The sequence below is a fragment of the Psychrobacter sp. Ps4 genome (assembly GCF_022129285.1).
Classification (GTDB): Bacteria; Pseudomonadota; Gammaproteobacteria; order Pseudomonadales; family Moraxellaceae; genus Psychrobacter; species Psychrobacter immobilis_A.
In genome coordinates this window covers 19,816-38,216 of the sequence record NZ_JADQAK010000027.1, presented here as the reverse complement: position 1 = coordinate 38,216, position 18,401 = coordinate 19,816, and the positions used below count along the sequence as shown (strand labels likewise).

Genomic DNA, 18,401 nt, shown 5'->3' with positions numbered 1-18,401 from the left:
CAACGGGTTATCTTCATAAAAGTAGTCTAGCATAGTGCTTATCTACTACAGCCCCATCTAACTGTATTAATGCGATTTAAAATTATGACCGCGGCATTTCACGCTTTTTTTCCAAAAACAGCATGTCAATGACAATCAACGCCACACCGATACTAATGCCCATATCCGCAATATTAAAGATAGGGTAATGCCAGACATCAGCATTGTGTACATGGATAAAGTCGATGACGTGACCATGTAGCAAGCGGTCAATGAGATTGCCAATCGCACCGCCGAGCACTAGCGCTAGACCTGTCGATAGTAGCTTGGCTTGGCGCGGGGCTTTTATCAGGTAGCCAATTAAAAATAGCGACATTATCAATGCCAATCCCGAAAAAAACCACTTTTGCCAACCACCAGCATCTGCCAAAAAGCTAAATGCCGCGCCATAGTTGTATGCCAGTGTCCAATTCAGAAAAGGCTCAATCACAGGTACCGGCTCATGAAAAGTCAGCTTAGTTTCAGCCAGCCACTTCGTCCATTGATCGATGATTAGCACGACCAATGATAGGAGATACCACGTAAACGCACGACGGCCATTCGCAATCATTTTTGGCGTCTTATTCAGACGACTTTTCGGTGTCGTTGAGCGGCCTGTAGTTGCATGAGCTGGCTCAGGTGATTTATCGACTTCACCATATGGCGGCTTGTTGTCTGATGATTCTGTTGAGTTAGGCGTATGGTTAGGCATAGTGGCGCACCTCACCATCACCGCTGACGTTAGTCACGCAGCGCGCGCATAGTTCTGGATGTGCACTATCGGTACCGATATCATCACGGATATGCCAGCAGCGTACGCACTTGGTGCCAGCTGCGGCGCTCACATTGACCACTAAGTCTACTGATTCATCCGTGCTACCGTCAGTTTGCTCATCTGTGCTTGTTTTATCGGCAGGAGCGTCGCTCATTGGTTTCAAAGTTGCATTACTAGTGATTAGTACAAAGCGCAGCTCTTCACCCAGCTTGGCCAAGCTTTCATGCATTGCACCGTCAGCATACAAATTAACATCGGCAGACAAGTTAGCGTTGATGATTTTTTCACCACGTGCGGTCTCGATATGTTTATTGACCATATCCTTTGCCAACATGATACGTTGCCAGTCATCGTTGCTGATCGCGCTTAGCTCAAATTCTGGAAATTTATACCATTCTTCAGTAAATACATAACTGTCAGCGCCATGCAATACTTCCCACGCTTCTTGTGCCGTGAATGACAAAATCGGCGTAATCCAGCGAATGAGTGCCTGAACGATATGGTAAATCGCCGTTTGCGCAGAGCGTCGTGGCTGTCCATCAGTCTGAGTCGTATACTGACGATCTTTGATAATATCTAAATAGAAACTGCCCAAATCTTGCGAACAGAACGCAGTAATATGCTGGGTGACTTGGTGAAAATCCATCGCATCATAAGCACTGATGATTTGTGCTTGCACGGTTTGCGCGCGCTCAATGATGAATTTATCAAGGCTGACCAGCTCATTGATATCGACGCTGTTGGTCGCAGGATCAAAATCGTCGGTATTGGCAAGTAAGAAACGCAGGGTGTTACGGATACGGCGATACATATCGATTGCGCCTTTAAAGACCGTTTTACCCGCGCTCATCTCATAACGATAGTCGCTTGAGGCAATCCACAAACGCAACATGTCCGCGCCTGTTTTGTTGATCTCTTCCTGCGGCGTGATGATATTGCCGAGTGACTTACTCATCTTGCGACCGTTTTCATCAACCACAAAACCATGCGTTAGTACTTGCTTAAATGGTGGGCGACCGTACATGGCTTCTGAGGTCAATAATGACGTCTGGAACCAACCGCGATGTTGGTCAGAGCCTTCCAAGTAGATATCTGCTGGGTTGGTCAATTCATCGCGTTGTTCAAGTACGGTAAAATGCGTCGTGCCAGAGTCAAACCAAACGTCTAAGGTGTCGGTTGCTTTGTCATAATCAACAGCTTCCGCGCCTAAGAAGTCTTCACAGCTGGCATCAAACCAAGCTTCTACTCCGCCTGCATCGATTTTTTGTGCAGCGACTTCCATCAGCTCAAGCGTGTTTGGATGCAGCTCGCCTGTTTCTTTATGGGTAAAGAAAGTAATCGGCACGCCCCACGTACGTTGACGTGAGATACACCAATCAGGACGACCCGTCATCATGGCTTCGATACGGTTTTGTCCCCATGCTGGTGTCCAGCTTACTGCTGGAATATCAGCAAGAGCACGCTCACGCAGACCTTTGGTTTCCATATTGATAAACCACTGAGGCGTCGCACGGAAAATGATCGGCGACTTATGACGCCAGCAATGCGGATAGCTATGCTCAATCTTGGTATGACTGATTAGATGTCCATTGTCATGCAGTGCGGCGATGATTTTTGGATTGGCCTTATAAATGTGCTCGCCCGCAAATACCGCTGCGCTGTCCAGATAAACGCCCGTACCACTGACTGGGTTTTCAACAGGTAAGTTATATTTAAGACCGACAATATAATCGTCAAGACCGTGACCGGGTGCTGTATGGACGAGGCCAGTACCACTATCTGTGGTTACGTGATCGCCTAGGATTAATGGCACTTGACGGTCTGCAATCAGTGGATGCTGGGCACGCAAGCCTTCAAGCTCGCGCCCAGATACGGTCGCTAGCACGCCTTGATTGCTAAGTTTGAGTTCCGTTAATGCTGTTTCAACCAAATCCGCGGCCAATAGAAAATTACCTTTTTCAGTCGCGACTACGCTATAGTCATGCTCAGGATGTACGGCGATGGCTTGGTTCGCTGGTAATGTCCAAGGGGTCGTCGTCCAAATAACAGCGGCGATGTTGCCCGCTATTTCAGCCAACGCTGCAACCTTATCGGTGTCCAAAACATCGAAGCTCACATAGATCGCATCAGACACTTTATCTTGGTATTCTACTTCCGCCTCAGCCAGCGCAGAGCTACAGTCCAAGCACCAGTTGACTGGCTTCATACCGCGGGTCACATGACCATTGTCATAAATTTTGGCAAGGGCGCGTACGATGTTGGCTTCTTGGTGGAAGTTCATCGTTAGATATGGGTTGTCCCAATCGCCAAATACGCCTAGACGTTTAAAATCTGCCTTTTGCAATTCAATCTGGGTGCTCGCATACTCGCGGCACAAACCACGAAATTCGGTAGCAGAGACTTTTTGACCGACCTTGCCGACTTTGGCTTCGACCTTTTGCTCGATAGGCAGACCATGACAGTCCCAACCGGGGACATAAGGCGCATCAAAGCCTGATAGCGTTTTTGACTTCACGATAATGTCTTTGAGTACTTTATTAACCGCGTGACCCAAGTGAATCTGACCGTTGGCGTAAGGAGGGCCATCGTGCAAAATGTATTTGGTCGCCCCAGCACGTGCCTGACGAATTTTGCCGTACACATCATCCGCTTCCCAAGCAGCAAGCCAATCTGGCTCGCGCTTGGCAAGGTTGGCACGCATCGCAAATGGCGTATCGGCAAGGTTTAGCGTGTCTTTATAATCCTGGCTTGGCGTATCAGTACTTTTATCAGTCATAGAAGGTGTCTTTTTAGAAGATGGATTAAAAATCGATGTAAAGTCAGATGTGACATTTAGGGTAATGCTTAGCTGGCTGCTTAACCGTTGATGATCGCTTTCTCACTTATAAGATATCGCTGTGCATCAACGTCATAAATATGCTCACGTCAATAATAAATGCTATCGAGACGAATGCAACATAAAATATGCTTATGGATAATAAAATACCGTGATAGCAATAAACTAAAAAGAGGCAATGAGATTGGCAGCTATTATATGACAAAAAAGCTAGGGTAAAAAGAGCTGGTCAGTATTGTCCTTATTTTAGCCAAAACCAATCATTTATATGAGTGATGCAGCATCTATTGAATCATACGGATGGCAAGTGCCATTGTCTATCGATTGGACTCTAAATAGCAGGCTAAGCGTTAAAAAACGGATGATAACCATAAGCGCAATTTAAGCGACCATAAGGGTTGAATGCCCGTCAAACCTTGAGTCATCTCGCCATTCTTTAAGATGACATACGAAGGTGTCACTTGTCCTTGCCAATCAGCGAAGATGCTGCCTTCTTGATCATTTATCGTCGTAAAGCGATAGCTGTTTTCATTAAGGTAGCGATGCAGCTCTTGGTCAGTACCTGATTTAATAGCAATCGTAACGACTGGATAATCATTTGCGGCGGCAAGTTTGTCTATGGTCGGCGAGGTGATACTACAAATGGGACACCACGTGCCCCAAAAATACACCAGCGTTGGTTGTTCATTGCTCAGCGCCGCTAAGTCAACGACTTGCCCTTGATAATCGGTCAGTTGCAATTGCGGGTTGGCTGGCATGATAGGCTGTCGCCACCAATTGATAGCGGTATAAATAACAGCAAATACCAAGCCATGTATGAGGATATTTTTAGCGATAGACAACCCCTTTTGCTTGGGTGTTTTCTTTGGCTTTTTAATGGATTTTTCAGTATCAGTATCAGTCGTCATAATGGCTGCTTTTTTGCTATAGGTATTGTATAAATGGCTTTGATAAGTGGTTGTTGATAGATAAAAATAAACGGCTGAAATGTCAGCCGTATTATTCATAAATTTTATTAAACCGTGTTCAGTGTTGGTATTTTAAAGTGACTGATTAAGGTTTTTGCGCACGGTTTTGTAATGGGTCACCGAGCAGGACACTACCAGAATTTTCAAGGCGCTCATCATCGCTTAGCTTACTGGCAGAGACTTTAGATTTTCTCTTCCATTTCAAACTATACAAGTCATCACGGCGATCAAGCAGATTATGTACCGAGCCTTCGTTACGGACATGAATAAGCTTGTCTAAGTTCACATCTGAGAAGAATACCATCTCAGTGTTGGCGGTGGTTTCTGCCATGATCGCATCATGCGGGAAAGCAAAATCTGATGGCGAGAAGATAGAAGACTGTGCGTATTGAATATCGAGACTTTCAACCTGTGGTAAGTTACCAACCGAACCACAAATCATCACATAGCATTCGTTTTCAATTGCACGTGCTTGGGCGCAGTGGCGCACGCGTAGATAGCCGTTTTGCGTGTCTGTCCAAAATGGCACGAACAAAATATCCATATCATCAAGTGCCATGAGGCGGGCAAGCTCAGGGAATTCAACGTCATAACAGACCAAAATACCAATACGACCGGCATCGGTATCAAACACCTTGACCTCGTCACCGCCTTCGATGACCCAAGCGCTACGCTCATGCGGGGTAATATGGATTTTGCGCTGCTCTTCGACCGTACCATCGCGGCGGCACAAGTAACTGACATTATATAACGTATCGTCCTCGTCCAAGTACGGCATAGAGCCTGTAATGACGTTGACGTTGTAGCTGACCGCTAAATGCGATATCTCATTTTTGAACCATTCGGTATAACCGGCCAAAAATCGAATAGCGACGTTTTGATCCGTCGATTCACACAGACCCATCAATGGTGCGTTAAAGAACTCTGGTAAACAAGCAAAGTCAGAGTTGTAATCAGCCATAATATCGACAAAGAATTCGACTTGCTGCAGTAGCTCTTCAGGTGATTCGACTTCCCGCATTTGCCATTGGATACCACCAATACGCACCTCAGACTTACGAGTGTTTGGCTTATAGTCTTGCGGCTCGTAATAAATATTTGCCCACTCAAGTAGAGTAGCAAAACCTTTAGATTGTTTATCATCAGGCAAATAAGCCGTTAAGATACGCTTGACGATAAAGCCATTTGAGAGTTGGAAAGACAACGCAGAATCATGAATTTCACGAGCCGCGACGGCTTCAATATATTCGCCAGGTGTGAGATCTTGATGGTTATGATAGTTCGGTATACGACCGCCAGCCAAAATAGCTCGGAAGTTTAACTGGCGACACAGCTCTTTACGGGCATCGTATAATCGACGTCCTAGGCGATAACCACGGTATTCAGGGTCGATCAGCGCATCTAAACCGTAAATAGCATCGCCTTCAGGGTTGTCTCTGATAATCTCTTTATGACCAATTAAGTCGTCGTAGGTGTGCGGGTTAGAAAACGTGGCATAATCAACACGCATAGATAACACGATACCAATCAATTGATCATGATCAAATAAAGCGATCTGGCCTTCAGGGAAGGCATCGATTAAGGTATTAATAGTGTTCTTTGACCATGCACCACCCAAGTTGACATAGACACGATCCATTAATGCTTTTAATTGTGGATAGTCTTTTTTCTTGATTTCAGCGATGGTTAGATGAAAGTCGTCTAGTTTTTCTATTTTGCTCATAATGTTCCTGTTTTGGATCTTTATTAATTTTAGTGATATCAAATAGCATGCGTTGCCACAATTCAGTTGGCAATTTTTTGTGTAAAAAAAGTGATAAAAATATTCCAATCATAAAATATTACCGTTACAATCAATTATCATTGTATTTACAATAAGTTATGAAGAAAATTTATCTTATGACTTCTGTCAGCTTTGGCGTTACTGACGTGTTTTTTGAATCTCATATCATTTTAAAGTAGCTATAAATTAGAGTGCCTGTAAATGAGAGTAGCTATGAATTAAAGTGACTATAAATTTAAATTGAAGTGACTGTAAAATCTTTCATAATGTTCACAAACAGTCGTTGGGGTTAATACAAGCCAAGTGTTTGGTGTAGATTCTAACCTAAGGATGTCAGTACAGATATTTTGTTAGCTTAACATTATTTTTAAATATCATATCTTAGAGCGCTTGGTTTTGATCTATTTGGTTTTGGTCTATTTGTTTTGCTGGTTATCATAACAAGCTACTCAAGTAATGACAGTTTAACGTGGTAACTATTTGCTACGTTTTTGTGAGTCGCTGTCTTTTTTCATTGGGGCATCGTTTTGTTTAGCCGTATTTAATCGGCTTTTTAGGATTGTTTTATTATGCCCTCAAGTCACAACAATAGAGTCAGTAGCTGGGATGAGATAGAAGGCTCAGCGCTGGTTCAATTGGTGTATGTTAGTAGTTTGACACTTGTCTCACGTTTAAGCGCCTCTATATTTGATGAAGTAGAATGTCATGCGCGTAACTATAATCAACAGCATGGCATTACAGGTACTCTATGTTATGGTAGTGGTCATTTTTTGCAATGCATCGAAGGTGAGAAAGCGCACGTATTTGCCTTAAAGCAACGCATATTTGCGGATAAGCGCCATAAGAATACTGAAATATTGCTGTTGCAGACGATAGAACATCGCCGTTTTGCGGATTGGCGTATGCGCTTATTATTTTTAGAGCGTTGGCTATGGTCACCAGCGAGCAAAAAGCAAGCCGCACAGTTATCGCCATATTTGCCATTTGCGCCGCATAATTGGTCGCCTGATCGTACCGAGAATTTTTTACAAATCATCAAAACCTTTGATACGCCGCCACATATTAAAGCGGCTGGTATTACCTATAATGCACTGGGCAACATGTTTCGTCATATCGCCGCCCCGCACCAAGCATTTTTAATCGTCCAAGGTGTTTTAAGTGTGTTATTAGTGGTAGCGCTAGTGTTGTTATTTTTATAAATAATCGCTTTGATAATCCAAAAAAAGACGCTAAACCATCACGTTTAGCGTCTTTTTCATACTCGCTTATTTATTACTTTAATTATTAAATAAGCACTTACATATCAAAAATCTTGCCACGGTTCATAATGTTATTCGGATCAAAGACTTTTTTGACTTCTCGTAAGTACTCAATCTCAGTCTCACTGCGGCTATATTGTAAATAGGGCTTTTTAGTCATACCCACACCGTGTTCAGCAGAGACCGAGCCGCCATATTTTTGTACCGTTTCAAACACGTATTTATTAACGATTTGACATTCTGCAAAGAAATCATCTTTACTCATATTTTCAGGTTTTAAAATATTCAGATGCAAGTTACCATCACCAATATGACCAAACCAACAAACTTCAAAGTCAGGATAGTTGCTGCTAACAATATGGTCAATCTCGGTGATAAACTCAGGGACATAGCTTATCAGTACGGATACATCGTTCTTATAAGGGGTAAATACTGAGATGGTCTCAGAAATGTATTCGCGCAATTTCCACAGCTCTTCAGCCTGTGCCAAGCTTTGACTCATGACACCATCGACCACCCAACCTTGCTCCATGCACTCCTCAAATATGGCCATGGCTTTATCCATGATGGGCTCGTATGGCGCTTCAAACTCTAACAGCGTATAAAACTTAGTACGCGACTCAAATGGCTCTTGTACTTGACCATGTGCCATCAGCTTATCAATCGCCACATCATCAAAAAATTCAAACGCTGTTAAATCAATCTTCGCTTGAAAGGCGGATAAGACATTCATGACATCATTAAAGCTGTCCATGCCCAGTACCATGACGTTTAAGTCTTGTGGCTGACGCTCAAGCTTGATTTGAGCATGGGTTACTAGACCAAGTGTGCCCTCACTACCGATAAACAAGTGACGTAAGTCGTAGCCCGTTGCATTTTTTACCATACCGCGGTTAAGCTGCAAGATATCCCCTTTACCAGTGACAACTGTCAGACCCATTATCCATTGGCGAGTCATGCCATAGCGAATGACTTTAATACCGCCTGCATTGGTGCCGATATTGCCACCGATTTGACTAGAGCCTGCTGAAGCGAAATCGACAGGATAGTAGAGGTCTTTTGATTCAGCAAATTGTTGTAGCTGCTGCGTGACCACACCGGCTTCAACTTCAACTATTCGATCGGCTGGATAAAACTGTCCGATATGGTTCATCTTATCCATACTAACGACAATCTCGCCATTGGCGGCGACCGCGCCAGCTGACAAACCGGTACGACCGCCACTTGGCGTTAGTACGACATTGTGCTCATTGGCAAGAAGCACAATCGCTTGTACTTGCTCAGTGGTCTTTGGAAAGACGATAGCAGCAGCGGCAGGGGCAAAATGCTTGGTCCAGTCCTTGCCCCAATGCTCTAAGCTCTCAGGGTCGGTTTTGATTTGGCTGGCGTCAAACTGATGGGCATCAATGAGCGTGCTCAAAATAGTTTGAACAGCAGCTGTATGGGTTGCAGAGGTGCTTTGGCTAGATAAAGAAGTCATGGTCAAATCTCGGTATAAACGTAAGCGCTATGCCTAAAGGGGATTATTATATCGCTAAATGGATATAAACATAGCCACATAGGTATGTTTATATAGTACGTATTTATATGATTATAAGTGAGCCAGTAAAGCAATGATAGAAAGATGTCATGCTGCGTGCTTATATGGCTGTAAATGGCAAAAAATAGTTTAATAAACGTCGAACAGCGTGATTTACTATAGCATAAAAAGTTTTCAGGCTTGATAACCAATAATTCATCTAATCTGCTAACATCGTCGCCCAATTTTGTGTAAGATATCCAGACTGTTTTCGTTTCACCCACCCTATAGTTAAAGCATTGGTAAGTGGTTACGACGTTAACCTCATTTAATGTACTCAGTGTATGGTTTGCGCTTGGTTACTTTGTACCTACTTTAAACGGCTTCGACTACAGATTATCCCTCAGATAATTTTACAAGACAATTATAGGACAGTTCTCATATGGCGTTATCACTACAAAAAGACAAAATCCGGTTTTTATTGCTTGAAGGTCTACATGACAATGCTTTAAAAGTATTGGAAGGAGCTGGTTATCATAACATCGAGAATATCAGTCACGCATTAGATCAAGATGAGCTGATCGAAAAGATTAAAGACGCTCACTTTATCGGTATCCGTTCGCGTACGCAATTGACACGTGAAGTACTTGAGCACGCGCACAAGCTCATCGGTATTGGCTGCTTTTGTATCGGTACTAACCAAGTAGACTTAGACGCTGCACGTGATTTGGGTATTCCCGTCTTTAACGCGCCATACTCAAATACCCGTTCGGTGGCTGAATTGGTATTGGCCGAAGCCATCATGCTATATCGCGGCATTCCTGAAAAGAACGCGACCGTACATCGTGGCGGTTGGGGCAAGTCTGCGACCAACTCACATGAAGTACGTGGTAAGACTATCGGTATCGTCGGTTATGGTTCTATCGGCTCGCAACTGTCTGTCTTAGCAGAAAGCTTTGGTATGAAAGTCATTTATCATGATGCTGTGACCAAATTGCCACTAGGTAATGCGGTACAAGTAGGTAGCTTAGAAGAGCTACTATCAACGGCTGACATTGTGACTTTGCATGTACCTGATGTACCAAGCACGCGCTACATGATGAAAGCTGAGCAGTTCGCACATATGAAAGACGGTAGCTACTTTATCAATGCCGCTCGTGGTACTTGCGTAGAGATTGATGATTTAGCCGCTGTACTTGAATCTGGTAAAATCTTGGGCGCAGCGATCGACGTGTTCCCGAAAGAGCCAAAATCAGCTGATGAAGAGTTTGAATCACCACTGCGTAAATTTGATAACGTCATCTTGACACCGCATATCGGTGGCTCAACTCAAGAAGCACAAGCCAATATCGGACTTGAAGTCGCTGATAAGTTCGTTAGATACTCTGACCAAGGTGACACAGCGACAGCCGTGAACTTCCCAGAAGTTTCTATTCCATTCAAAGAAAACTCGCATCGTCTGTTACATATTCATAGAAACGTGCCAGGCGTGCTGTCTCAGATCAACCGTCTGTTTGCAGAAGCAGGAATTAACATCCTAGCACAGAGCCTAATGACAGAAGGCGATGTCGGTTATTTGGTCATGGATGTTGATTATAATGATTCAACTGCCGCGCTAGATCAGTTAAAAGACGTAGAAGAGACGATTCGCGTGCGTATTTTGTTTTAAATAATATTTGCATGTAAGCATAATTTTTAGCGTAACAGTAGCAGACCATCATTCAGATAGTCTGCTATTTTTTTGTCTTAAATCAAGAAATTGCAATGTTCAATCATGGCATTGATGCTTTTTATTTATGAGTAACACGAATTATAGCGAATGTAAGTTTTACATTCACTATACTCATTTTTATATAAGTTAACATTATCTTAATTATACGGTCTTATTAACAATCTAAACTACACCAGTACATTAAGCCTATAATGATGAATATATTTTTAATGAACAACATGATTGATTATATTTTTGAGGTAAATCACGGTTATTTTCTACGGACAGGCATACTTAAAAATGGTAAATAGCTTGCTGAAGAAGATAATTCATTTAACACATACAATTGACTGAATAGGATGATTCATGAAAAACAACTTACTCAAGGCAGCTGCATTTGGTAGCGTATTAGCTATGACTGCAACGGCTAGCCATGCTGCTGGTGATCAAGATAAATATCAATTATCTAGTCATATTTTAGACATTAGTACAGGCAAACCAGCACCAAACGTCAATGTAAAACTGATGATGCAAGAGAAAACTGGTAGCTGGAAATTGCTTAATGCGCAAAAGACTGATAATAATGGTCGTATCGGCAACTTCTTACCGAATCAAGACGGCGTTGAGCATGACGGTACTTATAAGTTGATTTTTGAGACGACTCCTTATTTCCGAAATCAAGGTCTAGAGTCTTTCTATCCGTATGTTGAAGTCAATTTCAATATCGAAGGCGATAACCATTACCATGTGCCAATCACTTTATCTCCATACGGCTATAGCACTTACCGCGGTAGCTAAGCCATATTACGTACTAAGCAAGTTATAAGGCAGTACTAATAAAGCAAAAAGGACGCCTCAATCAAATATTTGATTGGGGCGTCCTTTTTGCTTTTATCCATCTTAAATTTATTCAGCGTTAGCTTTATTGGCTTCCTCTGCTTGGCGACGTGCTTCAATTTTAGCGGCTTTGCGTTTCTCAATCACATCAATCACATCGCTACCAATATGCGCTTCGCCACGTTTCTTTGCCAGCTGCATTTGGTGCTCACGCTCACGGAAACGGGCTTTTTGCTCATCAGTGGCTTTATCAATGCAGTGTGGGCATGACTCGCCTTTGATGTAAGCAAGGCTTTGCATGTCATCGACAGTAATGGGCATACGGCAGGCGAAGCATTGCTCATAGTTACCTTTTTCTAAGTTATGATTGACCGACACGCGGTTATCAAAAACGAAGCAATCGCCTTGCCACATAGACTCGCTGGCTGGAATTTCTTCTAGATATTTTAGAATACCACCTTCTAAATGATAAACCTCTTCAAAGCCTTGCTCACGCATATAAGCAGTAGACTTCTCACAGCGTATACCACCGGTACAGAACATCGCGACTTTTTTATGTTTGGCTGGATCCATCTCTTTTGCGACGTATTCTGGGAACTCGCGGAACGTTTCGGTATTTGGATTGACGGCATTTTGGAACGTACCGATTTTAACTTCATAATCATTACGGGTGTCGATAAGAATGACGTCAGGGTCTGAGATTAACGCATTCCATTCGCTTGGTTTTACATAGCGTCCAACTGATTGCAATGGGTCGATATTTTCAACGCCCATAGTAACGATTTCTTTTTTGAGCTTCACTTTGGTACGATAAAAAGGCTGAGCATCGGTATAAGATTCTTTAAAGGTAAAGCTGCCAATCGCTTCAATACTGCGCAGATACTCAAGGACGTTATCGATACCTTGGCGTGTGCCAGAAATCGTACCATTAATGCCTTCATTAGCAATCAATAACGTACCTTTGACATCATTATCGAGCATATTATTTAAAATTAACTCGCGGTATTGCTCGAAATCGCTAAAACGCGTGAACTTATATAGAGCGGCAACGACGATGTTATTGGTGACACTGTCATAGGCTGGGGCTGATTTGTTGTCGGTAACAGTGCTGTTTTGGATATTGCTATCTGTATTGTGGTCTTGAATGGTACTCATGTTTTTCTCCTGCTGGCTAGGTCGCAAACCTAGTGCGTTGGGTTAGGTATGTAGATTAAATATAACACTAGCATGATTGTGGGATTAGCTAATGCGGAGGTAGTGTAGCAAATTTTGCAGAGTTTTTGAACATGACTCATACCCATAATGTTCGCAATATGAAGATATAGTGTACGAAAAACCTCTCATGGATTGAAATATCTACAGTTAAAACGAAAAATAGGCAATTGTAGTCATCACAGTTCTTTCAAAAAAGTAGCTTGTACTCGCTTCGAAATAAGAATGTAGGGTATCCATATAAGACAAGCGACAAGCGTTCGAACCAGCTCTTTAGTCGTATCAGGATCGAAAATAGGATCATTAGGGAAAATAATTTTAACCGCCATCGCATCGATAATGATGAATACGAGAGTAAACAGTAGAGTGCCGATATAGAACTTTGGAAAGATAGCCTTCTTCAAGAAGAATAAGAATCCAACAAATATCCATGTGAGCACTAATGCACCATTAATAGTCATTTCTGCTAATATGATTGGCGCCCACATAGGATGATACGCTTCGGTTCCTGATGAGGTCAATATCTCCCAAGAACCATCTTTGAATATTTCAGAATAAAGTGGAAAAATCAGAAAGATGATTCGTAAAGGTGAAGCTACTATCCCAAGAGCGACCAACCACAGCCAACCGCCTATCCCTTCTAACGGTTCTTCGCCTATCCCTTTTAAGTGTTCTGCCACCAAATTCTCCTTTAGTCATTGATTTAAAATTAAGCTGTAACTAGTAAACGTTGTCTCATGATAAGTCAACCTAAGCTGATATTATAGATAATAAAAAACCCAGCAGTTACGCTGGGTATTTATTGTCTCAAATTTTATTAACTGGTTTACTTACTCTGGAACCAAGTATCGGCTTTGCTACGAGCGCTAGCGATGTCTGAGCTTGATAAGTTTAATGCCAACTGGCCAATTTTACCGCGTGCTTTGTTACGTACTTTTTCATCAAGCATACCATCACGGGCAGCCAAATCGTACCATTTATAAGCATCAACGAGATTTTTTTGCTTTTCATCTAGCAATGCAAGGGTATAGCTGGCACGGTTATCGCCGCGCATTGCCGCTTTTTCTAACCAAACTTTCGCTTGTTGCAAGTTAGGCTGCACACCTTCACCGCGCAAGTACATGATGGCAAGATTCAACTGAGCAGGGGCAACGCCTTGCTGAGCCGCTTTGGTATACCACTGAATAGCCTGTTGGGTATTCTTTGCAATGCCTTCGCCTTTCTGTAAGCGCTTGGCTAAATAAAACTGAGCGTGATCGTTACCTTGGGCAGCGCGGTTAGACAGTTCACTAACTGGCATTAGCTCAAAACGTGACGTATCAAGTGGCACGTTTGATATTAACTCAGCGTTTGCTAGACCTGCACAAGAAAATAAGGCAGTAAACAACGCAGCTTTTAATAATTTCATAGCAGCTCCAAAATTAGGCAGTTAATAAGCAAAAAAAGTTGCACCGCTAAAAGGGTTTAGACGGCGATAACAATTAGGTGAAATCTTGCGATACCAACTTACCTAATCATTAGCAATATAATTAATCGATGTAGTGTGGCAAATGCCTTTAATCGAACCGATAAACGGTCAGAATCAGGGTGCGATTGACACTATTTTGCTAGCTTAACACCCAAACTTACGAAACTCAAATACTAATTACATGATTTAATGCTTATTCATACCTCATTGTCCTCAATAAAATCATAGAGTTACTTAAGCGTAAGAATAAATTAACCAGCTATTGAGGTTAAAATTTGTATTTATGAGCCGTGCTACCGCTTTCAACCAATGCTAGGGCGTATCTTTAATTCAATCGATTATCCTCTAAATGGGCAAAAATGGCTAAATTTTACCAAACATCGTCAAATAGCTTAGCAATATCTCGATATTATTTGCGCTACTATCCTTGTTTGACGGCAATTTATCTCATTTTTATCACCATTTTTAAAATGAAGATACGCCCTAAGTAGACAAACCTATTATTCAGGTTTTTGTTTGGTGACACGATAGATAGCGACGTCTGCCAATAGGTTGGGTGCTTGGCGTATCAATGTTTTCATAAGTGGCGTATGACCTTTTTCAGAATCGCTGACGGCAAAACGGTTGACGATATGAATATCATGCTGTGCACAAAGCTGCTCAAAATCCTTAAACGTACACAGATGAATGTTTGGGGTGTTATACCACTCATAAGGCAATGCCTCTGAGACAGGCATCATCCCTTTAAGCCCTAAATGAATGCGGTTTTGCCAATGGGCAAAATTGGGGAAGGTGATAACGGCTTCGCGGGCAACGCGTAGCATGTCAAGTAAGAGCACATCAGGTGATTTGACCGCTTGCAGCGCCCGTGCCATGACGACGGTGTCAAAACTGTTATCAGCAAAACGTGCCAGACCATCATTCAGGTCTTGCTCGATAATAGATAAGCCTTTGGCGATACCATCGTTGATTTTTTCTTCGTCAATCTCAAGTCCGTAGCCTGTGACGCCGCGATTTTGTTGTAAATGCGCGAGTAGCTCACCATTGCCGCAGCCCAAGTCCAGTACATGTGAGTGCGGCGCAATCCAGCGCTCAGCCAATTGATGATCCATTCTCATGAGCGTGCTCCTGATTTTTGCTGGCTGCTTTGATTTGTGCTTTGTGCTGGTTGTTTTGATTTGCTGTCGGTGATAAATGGCGCAGTCAAAAATCCTCGGACGGCACCCATATAACGGGGAATATCAAATAAGAAGGAATCATGACCATGCGGCGCATCGACATTGATGTAGCTAACTGGTTTGCCAGTGGCCATCAGTGCATCGACAATCTCTTGTGAGCGCTCCGGTGCAAAGCGCCAATCCGTGGTAAATGAGACCACTAGGTATTGGCATTGCGTATGGGCAAAGGCGGCTTTGAGCGCAGACAGCTCTTGCTGACGATTCTGTTCACTTTCATCTATCGTTGCCACCGTATCTTCTAACGCAGGTTGCGTGCTTTGTTTACTAGATTCCACTGATGTGGCAATCGAGTCCTTAAGCTGTGCTGCTGATTTTGTCGAATCTGTTGCCATGGCTGATGGATAATCACGTGTTGGATCAAAATAATCCAAAGCTTTGGTCATGAGCAAATAAGTATTGGCATCGAAATTTTCGCTAAAGCGCTCACCTTGATAGCGTAAATAGCTCTCCACTTGGAACTCAACATCGTAGCCATACATAAATTTGCCAGACTTTAAATCACGACCAAATTTCGCCTTCATCGCGTCATCGGTTAAGTAGGTGATATGCCCAACCATCCGAGCCAATATTAGCCCGCGACGAGGGTAGGTGCCTGCTTGTAAATAGCGTCCGTCTTTAAAATCAGGGTCAGACAATATTGACTGACGCGCCACCTCATTAAAGGCGATGTTTTGTGCTGAGAGCTTTGGCGTGCTGGCAATGACCACGCAGCGTTTTAACCGATTTGGATAATCGACTGACCATTGCAGCGCCTGCATACCACCCATGGAACCACCAACAATGGCGTGCCAAACTTCAATACCGAGACGATCTGACAGCATCGCTTGGGTTTTTACCCAGTCCTTAATAGTGACGAGCGGAAAGTCAGGACCATAAACTTGCGGTTCATTGCTATCTGGATTAATCGTTGTCGGACCAGTAGAGCCGAAACAGCTGCCGATATTGTTGACACATACGACATAAAACCGATTGGTGTCGATCGCTTTATTAGGGCCAATCATATTGTCCCACCAGCCGGCTTTTTTATCATCAGCACTATGAAAACCGGCGGCGTGATGACTGCCTGATAGCGCATGGCAAATAAGTACCGCGTTTGATTTGTCGTTATTTAGCGTGCCATAAGTTTCGATGATTAAATCAAACGATGGCAAAGTACGATTACATTCTAACGTCAACGGCTCAGCGAAATGAAAAATCTGAGGCGTGATAATGCCGACTGAATCCATGGGATTAACTAAGCTGGCCGAATGAAGCGTATTTGTCGGGGACTGGTCACTGGTATTATTAGGGCGTGCGTTCAAAGCTACCTCGCAAGACAACAATCATCAATAAAATAAAAAGGGCAAACTGTCGATAGGCAGTGTTGCCAATACTGCTTTGCCGACACTGTTTTCTAAATGTTTTTCTTACAATGTGCTTGCCTATTGTATGGTGATGCGCGTAGGAGTACAACCGTCGAGCGAGTCTTTTGAGCATAGTCTTTTAAGCATGGTTCTTAGGGTCGATGGATGGTAGGTAGAGAAGGGTTAGGGTGAATCAATGATTGATGACTGTCAATAAATAGCAACTAAGTATCAAATTGTATAAGTGTGCTTTTACCATGCGTTATTAATGGATAAAATGCTACACTAATAAAGCATTTAATCAATCATGACTTAATAATCTTTTATCGCATATTCTTCTTTAATTAACCTAATAATAAAATAGTGCTGCTATGAAACCTGAACTGCCTCCCCGTATTGCCGTCCTATTAGTGAACCTAGGTACGCCAGATGAGCCAACAGCGCCTGCCGTACGTCGTTACTTAAAACAGTTTTTGTCTGATCCCCGTGTCATTGAGATTCCGAAATTCTTGTGGGCGATTATTCTCAATTTATTTGTATTGCCAAGCCGCCCTAAACGTGTGGCAAAAGCCTATGCCAGTATTTGGGAAGGCGACTCACCGATTCGTAAGATACTAAAGAGCCAAGTGGAGCTATTGGAGCCACGGCTTGCAAATAGTGCCGCACCATTTCGGGTTTCTGTCCATCCGGCGATGAGCTATGGCAATCCTGGTTTGCCTGATGTGATGGATACCTTGCGCGGTGAAGGCGTTGATCACTTTGTTATCTTGCCATTATTTCCACAGTATTCCGCTTCCTCTGGTGGCGCTGTTTATGATGCACTGACAAAGTGGACGCTCAAGCAGCGCAATTTGCCGAACTATACTATTGTCAAAGATTACTTTGCGCATCCGCTGTATATTCAAGCATTGGCTGATTCGATTAGCCGCTTTCAAGCAGAGCATGGCAAGCCTGACAAGCTGATGTTTAGCTTCCACGGCATCCCGCAGCCTTATGCTGATAAAGGCGATCCCTATCCTAAGCGTTGTAAATGTACCGCCGCACAAGTGGCTCACGCGCTTGGTCTAAAAGATGACGAATGGATTATCAGTTTTCAATCACGCTTTGGCAAGCAAGAATGGGTCAAGCCCTATACCGATGTGGTACTAGAAGATTGGGGCAAGTCAGGTGTGCGCTCGGTACAAGTCATTAGTCCGGCTTTTTCTGCTGATTGTCTGGAAACGCTAGAAGAGCTGGCCATCGAAAATCGTGAAAACTTTCTCCACGCGGGTGGACAAGAATATCACTATATTCCCGCATTGAACTTGGATGAGGCGCACATTGATTTGCTCGAAGCGCTTAGTGCGCCATTGGTCAAAGGCTGGGCGGGAACGCTAGATGGTTGGGCTTGATTAATTGAATTTGTAAGTTATAAAAAAATACCGGACATCATGT

14 protein-coding genes are annotated in these 18,401 nt (G+C 43.1%); 4 read left to right on the top strand and 10 right to left on the bottom strand.

Annotated elements, in window-relative coordinates; translation table 11 throughout:
• Positions 1–82: 82 nt before the first annotated feature.
• From lspA to I3252_RS13080, 4 genes are all read right to left on the bottom strand, one after another.
• Positions 83–730 (bottom strand): signal peptidase II, encoded by a 648-nt coding sequence (lspA, locus tag I3252_RS13095; RefSeq protein ID WP_238035535.1) that lies wholly within the window; start codon positions 728–730, stop codon positions 83–85.
• Positions 723–3,569: an isoleucine--tRNA ligase gene (gene ileS, locus I3252_RS13090; protein WP_238035533.1), complete on the bottom strand. Its 2,847-nt coding sequence runs from the start codon at positions 3,567–3,569 to the stop codon at positions 723–725. Before ileS ends, lspA begins: the two co-directional genes overlap by 8 nt.
• Positions 3,570–3,979: 410 nt before the next feature.
• Positions 3,980–4,537: a protein disulfide oxidoreductase gene (locus tag I3252_RS13085; RefSeq protein ID WP_238035540.1), complete on the bottom strand. Its 558-nt coding sequence runs from the start codon at positions 4,535–4,537 to the stop codon at positions 3,980–3,982.
• Between the two features lie 145 nt (positions 4,538–4,682).
• Positions 4,683–6,320, bottom strand: a complete 1,638-nt coding sequence (locus tag I3252_RS13080) for a bifunctional GNAT family N-acetyltransferase/carbon-nitrogen hydrolase family protein (RefSeq protein WP_045453728.1) — start codon at positions 6,318–6,320, stop codon at positions 4,683–4,685.
• A 629-nt stretch (positions 6,321–6,949) separates the two neighbouring features.
• Here I3252_RS13080 and I3252_RS13075 point away from each other — a divergent pair.
• Positions 6,950–7,579 carry a BLUF domain-containing protein gene (locus I3252_RS13075; protein WP_238035532.1) on the top strand — a complete coding sequence of 210 codons (630 nt, stop codon included), beginning with the start codon at positions 6,950–6,952 and terminating at the stop codon, positions 7,577–7,579.
• Between the two features lie 97 nt (positions 7,580–7,676).
• Here I3252_RS13075 and I3252_RS13070 read toward each other — a convergent pair whose 3' ends face one another.
• Positions 7,677–9,119 carry an FAD-binding oxidoreductase gene (locus I3252_RS13070; RefSeq protein WP_238035530.1) on the bottom strand — a complete coding sequence of 481 codons (1,443 nt, stop codon included), beginning with the start codon at positions 9,117–9,119 and terminating at the stop codon, positions 7,677–7,679.
• A gap of 481 nt (positions 9,120–9,600) precedes the next feature.
• Between I3252_RS13070 and serA the strand changes: the two genes are divergently transcribed.
• Both serA and uraH read left to right on the top strand, forming a co-directional pair.
• The gene (serA, locus tag I3252_RS13065) at positions 9,601–10,827 is read left to right on the top strand and encodes a phosphoglycerate dehydrogenase (protein WP_045453737.1); all 1,227 of its coding nucleotides are present in this window, start codon (positions 9,601–9,603) and stop codon (positions 10,825–10,827) included.
• A gap of 408 nt (positions 10,828–11,235) precedes the next feature.
• The gene (gene uraH / locus I3252_RS13060) at positions 11,236–11,667 is read left to right on the top strand and encodes a hydroxyisourate hydrolase (protein WP_201539760.1); all 432 of its coding nucleotides are present in this window, start codon (positions 11,236–11,238) and stop codon (positions 11,665–11,667) included.
• A 108-nt stretch (positions 11,668–11,775) separates the two neighbouring features.
• Here the strand turns inward: uraH and I3252_RS13055 are convergent, their stop codons facing one another.
• From I3252_RS13055 to I3252_RS13035, 5 genes are all read right to left on the bottom strand, one after another.
• Entirely contained in the window at positions 11,776–12,861 is a 1,086-nt protein-coding gene (locus I3252_RS13055) for a rhodanese-related sulfurtransferase (protein WP_238035528.1), read from the bottom strand.
• Between the two features lie 236 nt (positions 12,862–13,097).
• Entirely contained in the window at positions 13,098–13,598 is a 501-nt protein-coding gene (locus tag I3252_RS13050; protein WP_238035526.1) for a DUF2569 domain-containing protein, read from the bottom strand.
• Positions 13,599–13,744: 146 nt separating this feature from the next.
• Positions 13,745–14,326: a tetratricopeptide repeat protein gene (locus I3252_RS13045; protein WP_045443681.1), complete on the bottom strand. Its 582-nt coding sequence runs from the start codon at positions 14,324–14,326 to the stop codon at positions 13,745–13,747.
• 560 nt (positions 14,327–14,886) lie between these two features.
• Positions 14,887–15,504: a methionine biosynthesis protein MetW gene (metW, locus tag I3252_RS13040; protein WP_238035524.1), complete on the bottom strand. Its 618-nt coding sequence runs from the start codon at positions 15,502–15,504 to the stop codon at positions 14,887–14,889.
• Positions 15,501–16,850, bottom strand: coding sequence for a homoserine O-acetyltransferase (locus I3252_RS13035; protein ID WP_238035539.1), 1,350 nt, complete (start codon positions 16,848–16,850; stop codon positions 15,501–15,503). The genes metW and I3252_RS13035 overlap by 4 nt, the downstream gene beginning before the upstream one ends.
• A 488-nt stretch (positions 16,851–17,338) precedes the next feature.
• On the opposite strand from I3252_RS13035, the gene hemH reads away from it, so the two are divergent.
• The gene (gene hemH / locus I3252_RS13030) at positions 17,339–18,358 is read left to right on the top strand and encodes a ferrochelatase (protein WP_109591036.1); all 1,020 of its coding nucleotides are present in this window, start codon (positions 17,339–17,341) and stop codon (positions 18,356–18,358) included.
• Positions 18,359–18,401: the final 43 nt, after the last annotated feature.